The organism is Ciceribacter sp. L1K22 (assembly GCF_017599385.1).
Lineage (GTDB): Bacteria > Pseudomonadota > Alphaproteobacteria > Rhizobiales > Rhizobiaceae > Allorhizobium.
In genome coordinates this window covers 887,527-903,998 of the sequence record NZ_JAGFPK010000002.1, presented here as the reverse complement: position 1 = coordinate 903,998, position 16,472 = coordinate 887,527, and the positions used below count along the sequence as shown (strand labels likewise).

Below are 16,472 nucleotides of genomic sequence, written 5' to 3'. Positions count from 1 at the left end.
GAACGAAGGTTCGCGAAAAAATCATGGGTAGGCAAGAAGCCAACGAGCAGTTCCTGATCACGTCGTTCCTCGACGGATCGAACGCGGCTTACATCGAGCAGCTCTATGCGCGCTACGAGGAGGATCCTTCGTCGGTTTCCCCGGAATGGCAGACCTTCTTCCGTGCCCTCGCCGACAGCCCCGTCGACGTCAAGAAATCCGCGAGTGGTCCCTCTTGGCAACGTAAGAACTGGCCGATCCCTGCGCAGGGAGAACTGGTTTCGGCGCTCGATGGAAATTGGGCGGAAGTCGAAAAGGTCGTCGAAAAGAAGGTGAAAGCCAAGGCCGAGGCCGCCGGCGCGCCGGTATCGGAAGCCGAGGTTCTCCAGGCGACCCGCGATTCCGTCCGGGCAATCATGATGATCCGCGCTTATCGTATGCGCGGCCATTTGCACGCGAACCTCGATCCTCTTGGTCTCGCAGCGCCGGTGGACGACTACAACGAACTTTCGCCGGCGGCCTACGGCTTCACCGAGGCTGATTACGCGCGAAAAATCTTCATCGATAACGTCCTCGGGCTGGAATACGCGACCATCCCGGAGATGCTTGACATCTTGAAGCGTACCTATTGCTCGACCATCGGGGTCGAGTTCATGCACATCTCCAATCCGGATGAGAAGCATTGGATCCAGGAGCGCATTGAAGGACCTGACAAGGGTGTCGATTTCACGCCTAACGGCAAGAAGGCGATCCTTGCGAAGCTTATCGAAGCCGAGGGCTTTGAGCAGTTCATTGACGTGAAGTACAAAGGCACCAAGCGTTTCGGTCTCGATGGTGGTGAATCGCTCATCCCAGCGCTCGAGCAGATCATAAAGCGCGGCGGTCAGGACGGACTGGAAGAGATTGTTCTTGGCATGGCACACCGCGGCCGTCTCAACGTTCTGACAAACGTGATGGGCAAGCCGCACCGCGCCGTGTTCCACGAATTCAAGGGTGGTTCCTTCAAACCGGACGAAGTGGAGGGCTCGGGGGACGTGAAGTACCATCTTGGTGCCTCGTCCGACCGCGAATTCGACGGAAACAAGGTTCACCTTTCTCTGACGGCGAACCCTTCGCATCTGGAGATCGTCAATCCTGTCGTCATGGGCAAGGCACGTGCCAAGCAGGACCAGCTTGCAAAGGTCTGGGACGGCGACATCATACCGCTCAAGGAGCGCGCAAAGGTTCTGCCGCTGCTGCTACACGGTGACGCAGCCTTTGCGGGGCAGGGCGTTGTGGCTGAAATTCTGGGTCTCTCCGGACTGCGCGGTCATCGAGTCGCCGGTACGATGCACTTTATCATCAACAACCAGATCGGCTTTACGACAAATCCCGCGTTCTCGCGTTCGTCGCCCTATCCGTCCGATGTCGCCAAGATGATCGAGGCTCCGATCTTCCACGTGAACGGTGATGATCCGGAAGCCGTCGTCTATGCGGCCAAGGTTGCCACCGAATACCGGATGAAGTTCCACAAGCCGGTTGTCGTGGATATGTTCTGCTACCGTCGCTTCGGTCACAACGAAGGCGATGAGCCCGCGTTCACCCAGCCGAAGATGTACAAGGCTATTCGCCAACACAAGACAGTCGTCCAGCTCTACGCCGAACGACTGATTGCCGAAGGTCTGATCACCGACGGCGAATTCGAGAAGATGAAAGCTGATTGGCGCGCGCATCTCGAACAGGAGTTCGAGGCGGGACAGAGCTACAAGCCGAACAAGGCCGACTGGCTCGACGGCGTTTGGTCGGGCCTGCGCACCGCTGACAACGCCGACGAGCAGCGCCGCGGCAAGACCGCTGTTCCCATGAAGCAGTTGAAGGAGATCGGCCGCAAGCTCGCGACCATTCCCGATGGATTCAAGGCGCACCGAACCATTCAACGTTTCATGGAAAACCGTGCCCAAATGATCGAGACCGGTGAAGGTCTGGACTGGGCGATGGCCGAAGCACTCGCTTTCGGGTCGCTTGCCGTAGACGGTCACAAAATCCGCCTCTCCGGTCAGGATTGCGAACGTGGTACGTTCTCCCAACGTCATTCCGTTCTCTACGATCAGGAAACCGAAGAGCGCTACATCCCGCTCGCCAATCTCGCGCCGAATCAGGCCCGTTACGAAGTCATCAACTCGATGCTTTCGGAAGAGGCCGTGCTCGGCTTCGAATACGGCTATTCGCTCGCGCGTCCTAATGCACTGACACTCTGGGAAGCCCAGTTTGGCGACTTCGCGAACGGTGCGCAGGTGGTCTTCGACCAGTTTATTTCATCCGGTGAACGCAAGTGGCTCCGCATGTCGGGTCTCGTCTGCCTGCTTCCGCATGGCTACGAAGGTCAGGGCCCCGAACACTCGTCGGCACGCCTTGAGCGCTGGCTCCAGATGTGCGCTGAAGACAATATGCAGGTGGCGTATTGCACCACGCCGTCCAACTACTTCCACATCCTGCGCCGCCAGATGAAGCGCGACTTCCGCAAGCCGCTCATCTTGATGACGCCGAAGTCGCTTCTGCGTCATAAGCGTGCGACGTCAAGCCTCTCGGAGCTTGCCGGCGAAAGCTCCTTCCACCGTCTGCTGTGGGATGACGCCGAGGTCATCAAGGATGGCCCGATCAAGCTGCAGAAGGATTCGAAGATTCGGCGCGTGGTCATGTGCTCCGGCAAGGTGTACTACGATCTTCTCGAAGAGCGCGAAAAGCGCGGTATCGATGACGTCTACTTGCTTCGCATCGAACAGCTCTATCCGTTCCCGGCCAAGGCGTTGATCAACGAGCTCTGCCGTTTCCGCAATGCGGAAATGGTCTGGTGCCAGGAGGAGCCGAAGAACATGGGCGCCTGGTCATTTATCGATCCGTACCTGGAATGGGTGCTTGCACACATCGACGCGAAGTATCAGCGGGTCCGTTATACCGGCCGCCCGGCTGCCGCATCTCCGGCAACGGGCCTCATGTCCAAGCATATCGCCCAGCTGGAAGCTTTCCTCGAGGACGCGCTGGGAGGCTGAGGAGCCTCCCGACACGATCATTATCGACAACTGACCTGATCAATGGAATTGACAAATGGCCACTGAAATCCGCGTCCCAACCCTGGGCGAATCCGTAAGCGAAGCGACCGTCGGTACCTGGTTCAAGAAGGTTGGCGATACCATCAAGGCAGATGAACCCATTGTCGAGCTCGAAACCGACAAGGTAACCGTCGAGGTGCCCGCACCTGCTTCGGGCGTCCTTACCGAGATTGTTGCACAGAATGGCGAGACCGTCGGTCTTGGCGCGCTTCTCGGCCAGATCGCCGAAGGGGCCGGCGCTTCGGCTGCCGCTCCGTCTGCCGCCACTCCAGCGGCTCCGGCTCCGGCTGCTGCACCGGCCGCGGCGGCCCCCGCGCCCGTCGCGTCCGCTATGCCGGCTGCTCCAGCCGCGGCCAAGGTCGCTGCAGACAATAATATTTCGACCGCGGACATCGATGGCTCCGGAAAGCGTGGCCAGGTTCTTAAGGGCGACGTCCTCGCGGCGATCGCAAAGGGATCGTCCGCGCCGGCACCGGTCGCTTCCGCACCGCGCCCTGCCTCTTCGGCCGACGACGCCTCGCGCGAAGAGCGCGTGAAGATGACCCGCCTGCGCCAGACGATCGCCAAGCGCCTCAAGGACGCCCAGAACACGGCTGCCATGCTCACCACCTACAACGAGGTGGACATGAAGGCCGTCATGGACCTGCGCAATCGCTACAAGGACATCTTCGAGAAGAAGCATGGCGTAAAGCTCGGCTTCATGGGCTTCTTCACCAAGTCCGTCACGCATGCGCTGAAGGAACTGCCGGCCGTCAACGCCGAAATCGACGGCACCGACATCATCTATAAGAACTACTGCCATGTCGGCGTTGCTGTCGGCACGGACAAGGGACTCGTCGTTCCGGTCGTCCGCGATGCCGACCAGATGTCGATCGCCGAGATCGAGAAGGAAATCGGTCGCCTTGGCAAGGCTGCCCGTGACGGTCAGCTCTCCATGGCCGACATGCAGGGTGGCACCTTCACCATCTCCAATGGTGGTGTTTACGGTTCGCTGATGTCTTCGCCGATTCTGAACGCACCGCAGTCGGGTATCCTCGGCATGCACAAGATCCAGGAGCGTCCGGTCGTCGTCGGCGGCCAGATCGTCATCCGTCCGATGATGTATCTCGCGCTCTCCTACGATCACCGCATCGTCGACGGCAAGGAAGCGGTGACATTCCTGGTGCGCGTGAAGGAAAGCCTTGAGGATCCGGAGCGTCTGGTTCTGGATCTCTGAGGGAGACACCCCGATGGAGCCGGCTTCCGTTGCCGATTCACCTCTCGTTCTGCTGCTCGCGTGGAGCGTCGTCCTTCTGTTGGCGCACATTCTGCTCCAGGGCGTTCTGGCGACCAAGGAGCTTGGAACGGCATGGAACGCCGGCCCCCGCGATGACGAGAGACAGCCCTCCGGAAAGCTCGCGGGGCGAGCCTCTCGGGCGTCGGCGAACTTTCAGGAAACGTATCCGGCTTTCGTGGCCCTCGCGGCCGGACTGCTGTTCACTGATCAGGTCGACGGTCTGGGATTGACTGGCGCTGTGGTCTGGTTTGTGGCCCGCCTTGGGTATTATCCGCTTTATCTAGCGGGCGTACCCTATATCCGCTCGATCGTCTGGCTCGCTTCAATGGCGGGGTTGGGATTGATGTTCCTGGAACTCGTATCCTGAGGTGGGTGATGGCGGGTTCGTCGGCTGTGTCGGTTGTTATCTGCGCTCTCGCCTTTCCTGTTGCCGCCCAGTCGGCCGATTGCAAGATTGAAAGGGCGATCTATGGCGAAGCGGAGACCGGCATCGAGCTGACGTTCTTCGCGGCAAGCGGTGAGAATACCCCCGTCACGCACGGCTTCAACAGCACCGTTGGTGACGCGAAGCTTGAGGGGCATGTGATGTTCGATCCCGAGATAGAGCGTCAGGTCGGTATGTTGATGAACAACTGTCCCGAAGGAGATGTCACCGGAGCGGACCTTGACGCTTGTACGGTCTGGAAGGGTATTCCCTACGGAATCGACCAAGCGACTGGCCGCGTCGATCTCATTCCGCCGGAGGGCGCTGACGCGCCTGATGCGATCCTGCTGCCAGGTTTCGGACCGGCTGTGATGGCCTCCCGTGTAGAGGCCGGTCGCGACACTGCCCCTTGGGATGTCTTCGAATTCAAACGCTGTGCATCGTAGCCTCGCGGCGGATGCAAGAACACGTAAAGGAACGAACCATGGCTTATGACGTAGTGGTAATTGGCTCCGGCCCCGGCGGTTATGTCTGTGCGGTCAAGGCCGCTCAGCTTGGCTTGAAAGTCGCTGTCGTGGAGAAGCGGGCTACCTACGGCGGAACCTGCCTCAATGTCGGGTGCATTCCGTCAAAGGCCCTGCTTCATGCATCGGAGATGTTCCATCAGGCTGCGCATGGGATGGAAGCGCTGGGCGTCGAAGTCGCGGCGCCGAAACTGAACCTCGAAAAGATGATGGCGCACAAGGAGGCGACGATCAAATCGAACGTCGAAGGTGTTGCCTTCCTGTTCAAGAAGAACAAGATCGACGGGTTTATCGGCACGGGCAAAATCGCTGCCGCCGGCAAGGTGTCCATAACCGGCGACGATGGCAAGGTTCAGGAACTGGAAGCGAAGAACATCGTCATCGCCACCGGTTCGGATGTGGCCGGTATCCCGGGCGTCAAGGTAGACATCGACGAAAAGATTATCGTTTCCTCTACCGGCGGAATTTCCCTCGACAAGGTTCCCGGCAAGATGGTCGTCGTAGGCGGTGGCGTGATAGGCCTTGAGCTTGGTTCCGTCTGGCAGCGACTGGGCGCGAAGGTGACGGTCGTCGAATACCTGGACAACATCCTTGGCGGCATGGACGGGGAGGTGTCGAAGCAGTTCCAGCGCATGCTTGCAAAGCAGGGCATGGAATTCCATCTGGGTGCCAAGGTCACGGCGGTTGCGAAGGCCGGGTCCGGAGCGAAAGTAACGTTTGAGCCTGTAAAGGGTGGAGATGCGACGGTGCTCGACGCCGATGTGGTTCTGATTGCCACGGGTCGCAAGCCCTATACCGAAGGTCTGGGCCTCGAGGCTGTTGGCGTTGCGCTCGACAACCGCGGCCGTGTCGAAATCGACGGTCACTTCAAGACCAATGTCGCTGGTATTTACGCGATCGGTGATGTCGTGAAAGGCCCCATGCTCGCGCACAAGGCCGAGGACGAAGGCGTTGCGCTCGCGGAAATCCTCGCCGGCCAGCACGGTCATGTAAACTACGACGTCATTCCGGGCGTCGTCTACACCCAGCCTGAAGTCGCCTCCGTCGGCAAAACCGAGGAAGAACTCAAGGCTGCGGGCATCTCCTACAAAGTCGGAAAGTTCCCGTTCACCGCCAACGGCCGCGCTCGCGCCATGCTCGCAACCGATGGCTTCGTCAAGATTCTTGCGGACAAGGATACCGACCGGGTTCTTGGTGGGCACATTGTCGGTCTTGGCGCTGGCGAGATGATTCACGAGATCGCCGTGCTGATGGAATTCGGCGGCTCGTCCGAGGACCTTGGGCGTACGTGCCACGCACATCCGACGATGTCTGAGGCTGTGAAGGAGGCCGCTCTTGCGACCTTCTTTAAGCCAATTCATATGTAATCCTTCTGAAGTCTATTTCTTCTAGAATAAAAGCCGCAGCTTGCTTCATAAGCTGCGGCTTTTATTATGTGGACGTAGTTGCCCCAGATAGCTGACAAAAGGCAAGAAAATGGCGTTCTCTCTCGTAACGTCTTATTCCGTTCCCCAGCGTTTGATCCACTGGTTGATGGCTGCCCTCATCATCTTCAATCTTCTGTTCGCCGACGCGATGGAGGAGTTGATGGAGATGCTTGAGGAGGGACAGTCCCCATCGCCAGACGTGATGGCATCGGCGAATATTCACGCCTATGTCGGCATCGCGGTGCTGTGCCTCGCGGTGGTGCGTCTTCTCCTGCGGTTCACGCACGGTGCTCCCGATGCGCCTGCCGAGGAGCCGCCCCTCGGCAAACTTGCCGCCAAGGTCGCTCACGGCACCTTCTATGCGCTTTTCTTCGTCATGCCGATCAGCGGTGCGCTGGCTTACTATGGTGGGATTGAAACAGCGGGAGGGCTGCATGGCGGTCCAATTAAGCTACTGATGTGGCTGCTGATCATCGCTCACATCGGCGCGGTGCTCGTTCATCAGTTCGTTTGGAAAACGCCGGTTGCCCAGAGGATGATCAAGGGCTAAGGCACAGAGAAGCTCGCTTCAGTTTACCAGACTGACGGTGAATCCCTGCTTTCGTAGGAGTTCGACCAGGCCTTCTTCGCCAGGCAGATGCAGTGCTCCAACTGCGATGAACGCATTTCCTTCCTTCAGGATCGGCATGCTCCGGTTCGCCATAACATGGTTGCGGTCGGTCACGATGCGCTGTTCAAACGCAGCGTAGGAACCGTCGGAACCGGAGTGGGAATCCGTCACCGCTTTTAACATCGGCATGGTCATGCCGATGTCTCCGCTGACGTATAGATCCGTCATTGTCGACATGACATCCTGCATACGGTCGCCGAGCGCGAGTGTCTCCAGCAATGCTTCGATATGGAAGGAAAGCGGAAGTTCGTCCATGGCCGCCAGTTGTTCCTCAAGGGTTTCCAATCCCTTGACCGTCTTTCCTGCCGCGACCGCATCCTCGGCGATCTTCTTGTCCAGGAACGAGGCACCCGACGCCTTGCGGGCAAGTTCGCAAGCGGGAAGGGCAACGAAGCCCGCCAGAATCCAAGGCTTCATCCGCGAGACTGCCGCAAGAGACAGGCCCCGGTCTCGCAAACCTTCCTCAAGTATCTTCGCATCGGTGTCGTCGAGATGATCGACGATTGTCGATCCGTCTGTGAACATCGACAGTTCGGGCTTCATAAGCATGGCCGCCATGGCCTTTTTCTCGTCGAGAATCTCGTCTGACTCTATCGCCACTGTTGAAGCCTTCATAAGGGCATCACGCGCGGCGTTGGGCATGGCGAGAACTCGTGGATCTGTTACATGCATTGTCCCGAAGAGCCAGGAAGGCGGCGTGCCGGGCTTCTCTACTTGCCAGAAAAGACCTTTCCCGTTCGGGACTTCCGCAGCTTCGTCAACCAGGGAGTCAAAGGCCGCCTTGTTTTCAGTTTCCAGCTGCCGAAGAAGATTCCTGCCGCGACAGGTCTGGTCGTCGGCGCGCGCAGAACCGGCGAAGGTGAGGACGACCAGCAGGCTAGCGACCATTGCGACGTGGAGCGCAGCCATGAGCCATAAAATGACGTCGGCTGCTCTTCGCGTCCCTTGGTTCAACGCTTGCTCGATTGTGCTGACGATCATGCAGTAATCCCTTTGCGATGTAGCAAACTACATCCCATGGCGCTCATGTTGTCTTAACGGGATTGGTTAACTCCTCTAGGCACGCGGATGCGCGAGGCGATAGACCTCGAGCAGCCTGTTCGAATCGACGCCCGTGTAGACCTGGGTTGTCGAGAGGCTTGCGTGTCCGAGCAATTCCTGGATCGTTCGAAGGTCGCCGCCGCCCGCCAAGAGATGCGTGGCGAAAGAGTGACGCAAAGCATGAGGCGTGGCGTTGTCCGGCAGACCGAGCGCGCCGCGGAGGACCTGCATCCCCTTCTGGACGATCGCCGCGTGAAGCGGCCCACCCTTCGCTCCGCGAAAGAGATGGGCATTGTCCGGCAGGTGATAGGGACACAGTCTCCGATACTCGGCGATAGCCGTGTTGACGATGGGAAGCACCGGCACGACGCGCGTCTTGCCGCCTTTTCCCACGATCCTAAGAGTGCTTGTTCCGTCAGGAATATCCGAGGGTCTCAGGCCGAGTGCCTCGGATATGCGCAGTCCGCAAGCATAGAGAAGCGTCAGAACGGCAGCGTCGCGGGCCGCGATCCAGGGCTCCTCATGAGGTTGCACATGACTTTCCACGACGGCGATGGCTTGCGCGTCGGTTAGAGGCTTGGGGAGTGATTTTGGCTGTCGCGGCGACCGGATCGCACTTGCCCCGGCCGCGTTGACAAGACCCTTCTTTTCCAGGTGCCGCAGCAGTGATCGTATACCCGCCATGTGACGCGCCAGCGAACGGGCACCAGCACCACCTTTCCGGCGCGACGCCAGAAATGCTCGCAGATCTGCGGGGCGCAGTTGACGAATATCCTCCAGCGCCGGAGGGCCTCCCAGATGCAGCCCCAGAAACTGGAGAAACTGCCGGGTGTCGCGCTCGTACGCATCTAGCGTCAATCGCGCCAGTCGCCTCTCGCCCGCAAGGCTCTGAAGCCACTGCTGCCTCTCAAGGCGCAGATCGTCACTCGCAAGGGTCACCAATTCGTCCAAGTCTTCCTCTCTTTACATCGACTTAGGGCTGGGCCACTGTGCGCCACGACCGTTAGATAAATGCTAATATCCGCCGGCGTCGTCATCGTCGGATCATATTGACTTGAGATAGAGTCTGAACACACACCATCGGGGTTTTCCATGGCTCGTCGCGACACGACGACAATGTTCGGGCAGTTTGCCGAAACAATTTCCCTCGTCTCTCAAGGGCAGCCAGGCCATATCGTCGATGAGCTGATCGCCGAGCGTGGCCAGAAGATCGTCCGGCATCCGCTATGGCCGGTGATGCGTCCCTTCCTTTACAGTCTGCTGCGCTACGGCAAGGCGATCGAGTTCGCGGACGCTGTCTCCAACAAGTCGGGATTTCAGGTATTCGAGTACTTGAGCGATGTTCTGCGGCTCGACATCCAGGTTCGCAATGTAAACCGCATTCCGGCTTCGGGCGGCTTCATCATGGTCAGCAACCACCCGACCGGTATTGCCGACGGAGTGGCGGTCTTCGACCTGCTCAAGGAGCGTCGGCCCGACATGATGTTCTTTGCCAACCGGGATGCCATCCGCGTCAATCCGAGGCTCGTCGAAATCGTCATTCCTGTCGAGTGGCGAGAGGAACTGAAGAGCAAGCTGAAAGCGCGTGAGACCTTGCAAGTCACCAACCGCGCGATCGAGGAGCAGAAGGCCACAATCCTTTTCCCCTCGGGCCGTATTGCGTATTGGGCCGATGGCAGGCTCAACGAAAGACCTTGGAAAACATCCGCCGTCGGTATGGCTCGCAAGTATGGATTGCCGATTCTGCCCGTCCATATGAAGGCTCGCAATTCCGGGCTCTTCTACTGGTTCGCGAAGTGGTCGACCGAATTGCGGGATATGACGGTTTTCTACGAACTGCTAAACAAGAAGGGTGACCTTTTCGAGTTCACAGTCGGCCAGATGATCGAACCGATGGCGCTGGAAGGCGACCTTGCCGACGTTACCAAGGCGCTGGAGAGCCATACGGTTCATGCCTTGGCGCACGATGGTGATAGCGTTTTCCGGCCCCTCAACGGAAGCTGACTTTCGCCACCATGCTTCGAGGTGACGATTTTCATTTCCTTTCTCGAAGGGTGAAGGCAAGTTGCTCGCCTGATGAAGGACGATTCTCCCGAGCTATTCCCCGCCGATAAAACACCGCTGTCCGTGCCGGTGCTTGTACCCATGCCTGCGCCGGTGCCTTACAGCTATCGTGTCCCGGACGGTGCAAAGGTTCGCCCCGGGACTATCGTGCAGGTGCCGTTGGGCGCTCGGCAGGTCATTGGCGTCGTCTGGGACGACCATGGCGGGAAACCCGTCGATGAAAAGAAACTGAAACCGATCGAGCGTTTGTTCGATTGCCCGCCGCTTGATGAGAAAATGCGTGCGTTTCTCGATTGGGTTTCGGCTTACACCCTCTCGCCTCCCGGTCTTGTTGCGCGCATGGCATTGCGCGTCCCCAACGCGTTCGATCCCGAGCCAATGCTTGAGGGGCTGCGCTTCTCCGGCGTCGAGCCGGAGAAGATAACACCGGCGCGTAAAAAGGTACTGGAACTGGCGGGCGATGGCCTGAGTTGGACGCGGAGCGGGCTCGCGCATGCGGCCGGTGTTTCTCTGAGCGTTATCGATGGGCTCGTGGGACAGGGGGTTTTCGAGACGGTCTTTCTGCCGCCTCCGCCGATTGTCGCTGAACCCGATCCGGACTACGCGGCATCGCGTCTCGATGGAGAGCAGAAGGACGCCGCGGATGCCATACTCGAGGACGCCATAGCCGATGGCTTTTCTGTCACTCTGATTGATGGCGTAACGGGATCCGGCAAGACCGAGGTCTATTTCGAGGCTATTGCCGAGACATTGAGGCGTGGGAAGCAGGTCCTGATTCTTCTGCCTGAGATCGCGCTTACGGCGGATTTCCTGGAACGGTTCCAGGACAGGTTCGGCTCAAAGCCTGCGGAGTGGCATTCGGAGCTTGCGGCGCGAACGCGCGAAAAGGTCTGGCGCCAGACGGCGACAGGCGATGTCCGAGTGGTAGCCGGAGCCCGCTCCGCGCTGTTTCTTCCCTTTCATGATCTAGGGCTTATCGTCGTCGACGAGGAGCATGATCCCGCATTCAAACAGGAAGACCGTGTCTTCTATAATGCGCGCGACATGGCGGTCGTTCGTGCCCGGATCGGCGGTTTTCCGATCCTGCTCGTCTCGGCGACGCCATCGGTCGAGAGCCAGGTCAATTGCCTGCAGGGACGTTATACCCGTATTCACCTGCCGACCCGTTACGCCGCAGCAGCTCTGCCGGATCTCCACCTCATAGACATGCGGCGTCATCCGCCGGAACGCGGCGGTTTTCTCTCGCCGATCCTGCTACGCGCCGTCGGCCGGACGTTGGAGAAGAAGGAACAATCGCTCCTCTTTCTCAATCGTCGAGGTTATGCACCGCTCACGCTCTGTCGGGTTTGCGGTCACCGGTTCCAATGTCCTCAGTGCTCCAGCTGGCTGGTGGAACACAGGTTTCGCGGTCAGATTCAGTGTCATCAGTGCGGGTATGCGGAACCGACGCCGAACGCGTGCCCTGAATGCGGCACACTCGACCACCTCGTAGCCTGTGGCCCTGGGGTCGAGCGCATCGCCGAGGAGGTCGAGAAACATTTCCCCGATGCACGCACCCTTGTGCTCTCCTCCGATATCGGCGGTGTGAAACGGATGCGACTGGAGTTCGAAGCGGTAGCGAAAGGCGAGGCCGATATCGTCATCGGAACCCAGCTGGTTGCGAAAGGCCACAATTTTCCGCTCATGACGCTCGTGGGGATCGTCGATGCCGATATCGGTCTTGCCAATGGTGATCCCCGTGCGGCGGAAAGGACATACCAGCTTCTCTCCCAGGTGACCGGGCGGGCCGGACGCACAGGGCGGAAAAGCCATGGTCTTCTGCAAACCTACCAGCCGCAGCATCCCGTGATGCAGGCCCTGGTCGAGGGAGACGCCGAAGCTTTTTATGACCGGGAGGTTCAGGAACGCGAGCGCGCCGCGTTGCCGCCGTTCGGCCGGCTGGCGTCTATCATTGTGTCGGCGGACAATCGTGCCGATGCTGAAACGCATGCTCGACAGTTGCGCCAGGCGGCTCCTGTCGAGGCCGGCATCTCCGTTCTCGGGCCGGCCGAAGCACCCCTCGCACTTATCAGAGGGCGGTACCGTTTCAGATTGCTTGTCCACGGGCGCCGCAACAGTGACATCCAGTCATTTCTTCGCGCGATGCTGGAACGAGGGCCGAAAGAAAGGCGATCCATCCACGTTCAACTGGACATAGACCCCCAGAGCTTCCTTTAGTTGACAGGACGGAGCGCAAGTCCCTAATGGCGATGCGAAGTTGCGTGCGAGTCCATGGCTGCCTGCTCGCCAGAACATTCAAATTGTCGGGGATTGAAGTGGAATTCTATTTTCCAACGGAACTGGGGGAACGGCTTGCTTTTATTGGCGCGGCCGGCACTATCGTCTTTGGCCTCCTCATCATGCTCGCACCTGGCTTGGCGATGTCGTTCCTCGGCCTGCAGCCGCGCGAACCGCGAAATCAGGGATTCAGCGAAGTCCGATCGACCGGTGGCTTTTACGTCGGCTGCGGTCTGTCCGCTATCCTGCTGGCGCAGGACTGGATCTATCTAACGCTGGGAGCTGCCTTTGCATTTTCCGCTTTTGCGCGCATTCTGTCGCTGATGTCGGACGGAGCAAACGAGATGCGAAACTACCTTCTTCTGGTTGTGCAGATCGCCTTGGCTTTCCTGCCGTTGAGTTATGTTTTCCAGCTGTTTTGACTGAGCCTCGCCGACCCTTTTCAGCAGTGCTGACGCGATCAGATGTCGCACCGCCGCATTTTGCGTCATAAGCCTTCTCCTAAAGGCTTATTCCGGTGTTACGCGTGTTGCGAGTCCAGACTTCCTATGCTAGACGGACCGCGAAATTCGGAAAACGCAAGAGGGCGACCTCTGCGCTTCTGGGGGAAAAACAAACGATTTCAAGTTCATAAGTCGTCCATGCGGGGCGACTTGAAATCTTGGATCATAAACAGGGAAATTTTTGCCCGTGGCAGACACATCCCAGCTCATTTCCGGTGTTGCCGAGCGCTACGCTTCGTCGCTTTTCGAGCTCGCGCTTGAAGCCAATGCCGTCGATGCTGTCGGCGCCGATCTCGGTCGCTTTGAGGCTATGATCCAGTCCAGCGACGATCTGAAGCGTCTCGTTTTGAGTCCCGTGTTTTCCGCCGAGGATCAACTGAACGCGATTTCCGCCTTGGCGGAAAAGGCTGGTCTTGGCGCGATGGTTGCCAACTTCCTGAAGGTGGTCGCTGGTAATCGCCGCTTGTTTGCCGTTTCCGGTATGATCTCCGCCTATCGGCAGATTGCTGCGCGTCACCGGGGCGAGGTCACCGCTGAAGTAACGTCTGCTCATTCGCTCACTGCGGAGCAGGAAAAAGAATTGAAGGACGCGCTGAAGGGCGTGACCGGCAAGGACGTGGCAGTGTCTGTCACAGTCGATCCATCGATCCTGGGTGGGCTGATCGTAAAGGTCGGTTCGCGCCAGATCGACACGTCTCTTCGCACGAAACTTTCCACCCTTAAGCTTGCACTGAAAGAGGTTGGCTGATGGATATCCGCGCCGCGGAAATTTCCGCAATTCTGAAAGATCAAATCAAGAACTTCGGCAAGGAAGCCGAAGTGTCCGAAGTCGGCCAGGTGCTTTCCGTCGGTGACGGTATTGCCCGCGTCTACGGTCTGGACAATGTTCAGGCTGGCGAAATGGTTGAGTTCCCGGGCGGTATCCGCGGCATGGCGCTGAACCTCGAAACCGACAATGTCGGCGTCGTTATCTTCGGTTCTGACCGCGACATCAAGGAAGGTGACACCGTCAAGCGGACTGGTGCCATCGTGGACGTTCCTGTCGGTCCGGAACTGCTTGGCCGCGTTGTCGACGCGCTCGGTAATCCGATCGACGGCAAGGGCCCGATCAATGCCAAGCAGCGCGCACGCGTCGACGTAAAGGCTCCGGGCATCATTCCGCGCAAGTCGGTCCATGAGCCGATGTCGACCGGCCTCAAGGCCATCGACGCGCTCATCCCGGTCGGTCGTGGTCAGCGCGAGCTCGTCATCGGCGACCGCCAGACCGGCAAGACCGCGATCATCCTCGACACGTTCCTGAACCAGAAGCCGATCCACGACAACGGTCCCGACCAGGACAAGCTGTTTTGCGTCTACGTGGCAATCGGTCAGAAGCGTTCGACTGTTGCACAGTTCGTGAAGGTTCTCGAAGAGCGCGGCGCCCTGAAGTATTCCATCGTTGTTGCGGCGACCGCTTCCGATCCAGCTCCGATGCAGTATCTTGCTCCGTTCGCGGGTTGCGCAATGGGCGAGTACTTCCGCGACAACGGCCAGCACGCGCTGATCGGTTACGACGACCTTTCCAAGCAGGCCGTGGCCTACCGCCAGATGTCGCTGCTGCTGCGCCGCCCGCCGGGCCGCGAAGCCTATCCGGGCGACGTTTTCTACCTGCACTCGCGTCTGCTGGAGCGCGCCGCGAAGCTCTCCGACGAGCGTGGCGCCGGTTCGCTGACGGCTCTTCCGGTCATTGAGACCCAGGGTAACGACGTGTCGGCGTTCATTCCGACCAACGTTATCTCAATCACCGACGGTCAGATCTTCCTCGAAACCGATTTGTTCTACCAGGGTATCCGCCCGGCGGTTAACGTCGGTCTGTCCGTTTCGCGCGTCGGCTCGTCCGCCCAGATCAAGGCGATGAAGCAGGTTGCAGGTTCGATCAAGGGCGAACTGGCTCAGTATCGCGAAATGGCTGCCTTCGCCCAGTTCGGCTCTGACCTTGATGCCTCGACCCAGCGTTTGCTGAACCGTGGTGCCCGCTTGACGGAACTCCTGAAGCAGCCGCAGTTCTCTCCGCTCAAGACTGAAGAGCAGGTTGCGGTTATCTTCGCCGGTGTGAACGGCTATCTCGACAAGCTGCCTGTCAGCGATGTCGGTAAGTTCGAACAGGGTCTGCTGACGTACCTTCGTTCGGAAGGCAAGGCAGTTCTGGACGCAATCCGAACCGACAAGGCGATCAGCGACGACACGAAGGGCAAGCTGAAGGCGGCTCTCGACGCTTTCTCCAAGTCGTTCTCGTAAACGAGGCTCAAGCCAGGGACGGATAACGGATGCCTTCACTTAAGGATCTGAAAAACCGGATCGCCTCCGTCAAGGCGACGCAGAAGATCACCAAGGCGATGAAGATGGTTGCCGCGGCGAAACTGCGTCGTGCGCAGGAGGCGGCCGAGGCCGCCAGGCCTTACTCGCAGCGGATGGGTGCCGTGCTCGCCAACATCGCTCAGGCGGTGGGCGGCGACGACAGTGCTCCGAAGCTGATGACCGGTACCGGGAAGGACGACGTGCATCTGCTCGTTGTCTGCACCGCCGAGCGCGGTCTCTGCGGCGGTTTCAACTCGTCGATTTCTCGGTTTGCGCGCGATCATGCCCGCAAGCTTCTGGCTGCCGGCAAGACGGTGAAGATCTTCTGCGTTGGCAAGAAGGGTTACGATGTCCTTCGCCGCGAATTCGGACCGCTTATTATCGAACGGGTTGAGTTGCGTGATGTGAAGAAGGTCGGCTTTGAAAACGCCGACGCGATCGCTCGCAAGGTCATCGCCATGTTCGAGAAGGGCGAGTTCGACGTCTGCACGCTCTTCTATTCGGAGTTCAAGTCGGTCATCAGCCAAATCCCGACGGCACAGCAGTTGATCCCAGCGACGGCCGGGCCAGTTGCTGCCGAAGCTCAGGGATCCGCTGCGGCCATCTACGAATACGAACCGGACGCCGGTGCAATTCTCGAGGACCTCATTCCGCGAAACATTTCCGTGCAGATTTTCCGGGCTTTGCTCGAGAATGTCGCTGGCGAAATGGGCGCCAAGATGAGTGCGATGGACAACGCCACGCGCAACGCCGGTGAGATGATCCACAAGCTGACGCTGAACTACAACCGCCAGCGTCAGGCGCAGATCACCAAGGAACTGATCGAAATCATTTCGGGCGCGGAAGCGCTCTGAGGTTAAG

At 59.1% G+C, this 16,472-nt stretch carries 14 protein-coding genes; 12 read left to right on the top strand and 2 right to left on the bottom strand.

Annotation, left to right across the window (positions count from 1 at the left end):
- Positions 1-23: 23 nt before the first annotated feature.
- The 6 genes from J5J09_RS22125 (at position 24) to J5J09_RS22100 (ending at position 7,269) form a co-directional block, all read left to right on the top strand.
- Positions 24-3,008: a 2-oxoglutarate dehydrogenase E1 component gene (locus J5J09_RS22125; RefSeq protein WP_208554385.1), complete on the top strand. Its 2,985-nt coding sequence runs from the start codon at positions 24-26 to the stop codon at positions 3,006-3,008.
- A 55-nt stretch (positions 3,009-3,063) separates the two neighbouring features.
- Positions 3,064-4,284: a 2-oxoglutarate dehydrogenase complex dihydrolipoyllysine-residue succinyltransferase gene (gene odhB / locus J5J09_RS22120; protein WP_208554384.1), complete on the top strand. Its 1,221-nt coding sequence runs from the start codon at positions 3,064-3,066 to the stop codon at positions 4,282-4,284.
- A 13-nt stretch (positions 4,285-4,297) separates the two neighbouring features.
- Positions 4,298-4,711, top strand: a complete 414-nt coding sequence (locus J5J09_RS22115; RefSeq protein ID WP_208554383.1) for an MAPEG family protein — start codon at positions 4,298-4,300, stop codon at positions 4,709-4,711.
- A gap of 8 nt (positions 4,712-4,719) precedes the next feature.
- Complete coding sequence (locus J5J09_RS22110; RefSeq protein WP_208554382.1) at positions 4,720-5,214, top strand: hypothetical protein; 495 nt, start codon at positions 4,720-4,722, stop codon at positions 5,212-5,214.
- 38 nt (positions 5,215-5,252) lie between these two features.
- Positions 5,253-6,659, top strand: a complete 1,407-nt coding sequence (gene lpdA / locus J5J09_RS22105) for a dihydrolipoyl dehydrogenase (RefSeq protein ID WP_208554381.1) — start codon at positions 5,253-5,255, stop codon at positions 6,657-6,659.
- A 109-nt stretch (positions 6,660-6,768) separates the two neighbouring features.
- Positions 6,769-7,269, top strand: coding sequence for a cytochrome b/b6 domain-containing protein (locus tag J5J09_RS22100; RefSeq protein ID WP_208554380.1), 501 nt, complete (start codon positions 6,769-6,771; stop codon positions 7,267-7,269).
- 18 nt (positions 7,270-7,287) lie between these two features.
- On the opposite strand, the gene J5J09_RS22095 is transcribed toward J5J09_RS22100, so the two are convergent.
- Both J5J09_RS22095 and J5J09_RS22090 read right to left on the bottom strand, forming a co-directional pair.
- Positions 7,288-8,370 (bottom strand): TraB/GumN family protein, encoded by a 1,083-nt coding sequence (locus J5J09_RS22095; protein ID WP_208554379.1) that lies wholly within the window; start codon positions 8,368-8,370, stop codon positions 7,288-7,290.
- A 75-nt stretch (positions 8,371-8,445) separates the two neighbouring features.
- Positions 8,446-9,381 carry a tyrosine recombinase XerC gene (locus J5J09_RS22090; RefSeq protein WP_208554378.1) on the bottom strand — a complete coding sequence of 312 codons (936 nt, stop codon included), beginning with the start codon at positions 9,379-9,381 and terminating at the stop codon, positions 8,446-8,448.
- 141 nt (positions 9,382-9,522) lie between these two features.
- On the opposite strand from J5J09_RS22090, the gene J5J09_RS22085 reads away from it, so the two are divergent.
- From J5J09_RS22085 to J5J09_RS22060, 6 genes are all read left to right on the top strand, one after another.
- Positions 9,523-10,434 (top strand): 1-acyl-sn-glycerol-3-phosphate acyltransferase, encoded by a 912-nt coding sequence (locus J5J09_RS22085; RefSeq protein ID WP_208554377.1) that lies wholly within the window; start codon positions 9,523-9,525, stop codon positions 10,432-10,434.
- A 72-nt stretch (positions 10,435-10,506) separates the two neighbouring features.
- Positions 10,507-12,711, top strand: a complete 2,205-nt coding sequence (locus J5J09_RS22080; RefSeq protein WP_208554376.1) for a primosomal protein N' — start codon at positions 10,507-10,509, stop codon at positions 12,709-12,711.
- 98 nt (positions 12,712-12,809) lie between these two features.
- A complete protein-coding gene (locus J5J09_RS22075; protein ID WP_208554478.1) occupies positions 12,810-13,193 on the top strand; it encodes a DUF4345 family protein in 384 nt (127 codons plus the stop codon).
- A 262-nt stretch (positions 13,194-13,455) separates the two neighbouring features.
- Positions 13,456-14,022, top strand: a complete 567-nt coding sequence (locus J5J09_RS22070; RefSeq protein ID WP_208554375.1) for a F0F1 ATP synthase subunit delta — start codon at positions 13,456-13,458, stop codon at positions 14,020-14,022.
- Positions 14,022-15,551, top strand: coding sequence for a F0F1 ATP synthase subunit alpha (atpA, locus tag J5J09_RS22065; protein WP_208554374.1), 1,530 nt, complete (start codon positions 14,022-14,024; stop codon positions 15,549-15,551). Before J5J09_RS22070 ends, atpA begins: the two co-directional genes overlap by 1 nt.
- A 29-nt stretch (positions 15,552-15,580) precedes the next feature.
- Positions 15,581-16,465: a F0F1 ATP synthase subunit gamma gene (locus J5J09_RS22060; RefSeq protein ID WP_208554373.1), complete on the top strand. Its 885-nt coding sequence runs from the start codon at positions 15,581-15,583 to the stop codon at positions 16,463-16,465.
- Positions 16,466-16,472: the final 7 nt, after the last annotated feature.

Bases quoted from the DNA above. Each gene is read 5' to 3' on its own strand.
- J5J09_RS22125 (WP_208554385.1), top strand. From the start codon at position 24: ATGGGTAGGCAAGAAGCCAACGAGCAGTTCCTGATCACGTCGTTCCTC.
- odhB (WP_208554384.1), top strand. From the start codon at position 3,064: ATGGCCACTGAAATCCGCGTCCCAACCCTGGGCGAATCCGTAAGCGAA.
- J5J09_RS22115 (WP_208554383.1), top strand. From the start codon at position 4,298: ATGGAGCCGGCTTCCGTTGCCGATTCACCTCTCGTTCTGCTGCTCGCG.
- J5J09_RS22110 (WP_208554382.1), top strand. From the start codon at position 4,720: ATGGCGGGTTCGTCGGCTGTGTCGGTTGTTATCTGCGCTCTCGCCTTT.
- lpdA (WP_208554381.1), top strand. From the start codon at position 5,253: ATGGCTTATGACGTAGTGGTAATTGGCTCCGGCCCCGGCGGTTATGTC.
- J5J09_RS22100 (WP_208554380.1), top strand. From the start codon at position 6,769: ATGGCGTTCTCTCTCGTAACGTCTTATTCCGTTCCCCAGCGTTTGATC.
- J5J09_RS22095 (WP_208554379.1), bottom strand. From the start codon at position 8,370: ATGATCGTCAGCACAATCGAGCAAGCGTTGAACCAAGGGACGCGAAGA.
- J5J09_RS22085 (WP_208554377.1), top strand. From the start codon at position 9,523: ATGGCTCGTCGCGACACGACGACAATGTTCGGGCAGTTTGCCGAAACA.
- J5J09_RS22080 (WP_208554376.1), top strand. From the start codon at position 10,507: ATGAAGGACGATTCTCCCGAGCTATTCCCCGCCGATAAAACACCGCTG.
- atpA (WP_208554374.1), top strand. From the start codon at position 14,022: ATGGATATCCGCGCCGCGGAAATTTCCGCAATTCTGAAAGATCAAATC.
- J5J09_RS22060 (WP_208554373.1), top strand. From the start codon at position 15,581: ATGCCTTCACTTAAGGATCTGAAAAACCGGATCGCCTCCGTCAAGGCG.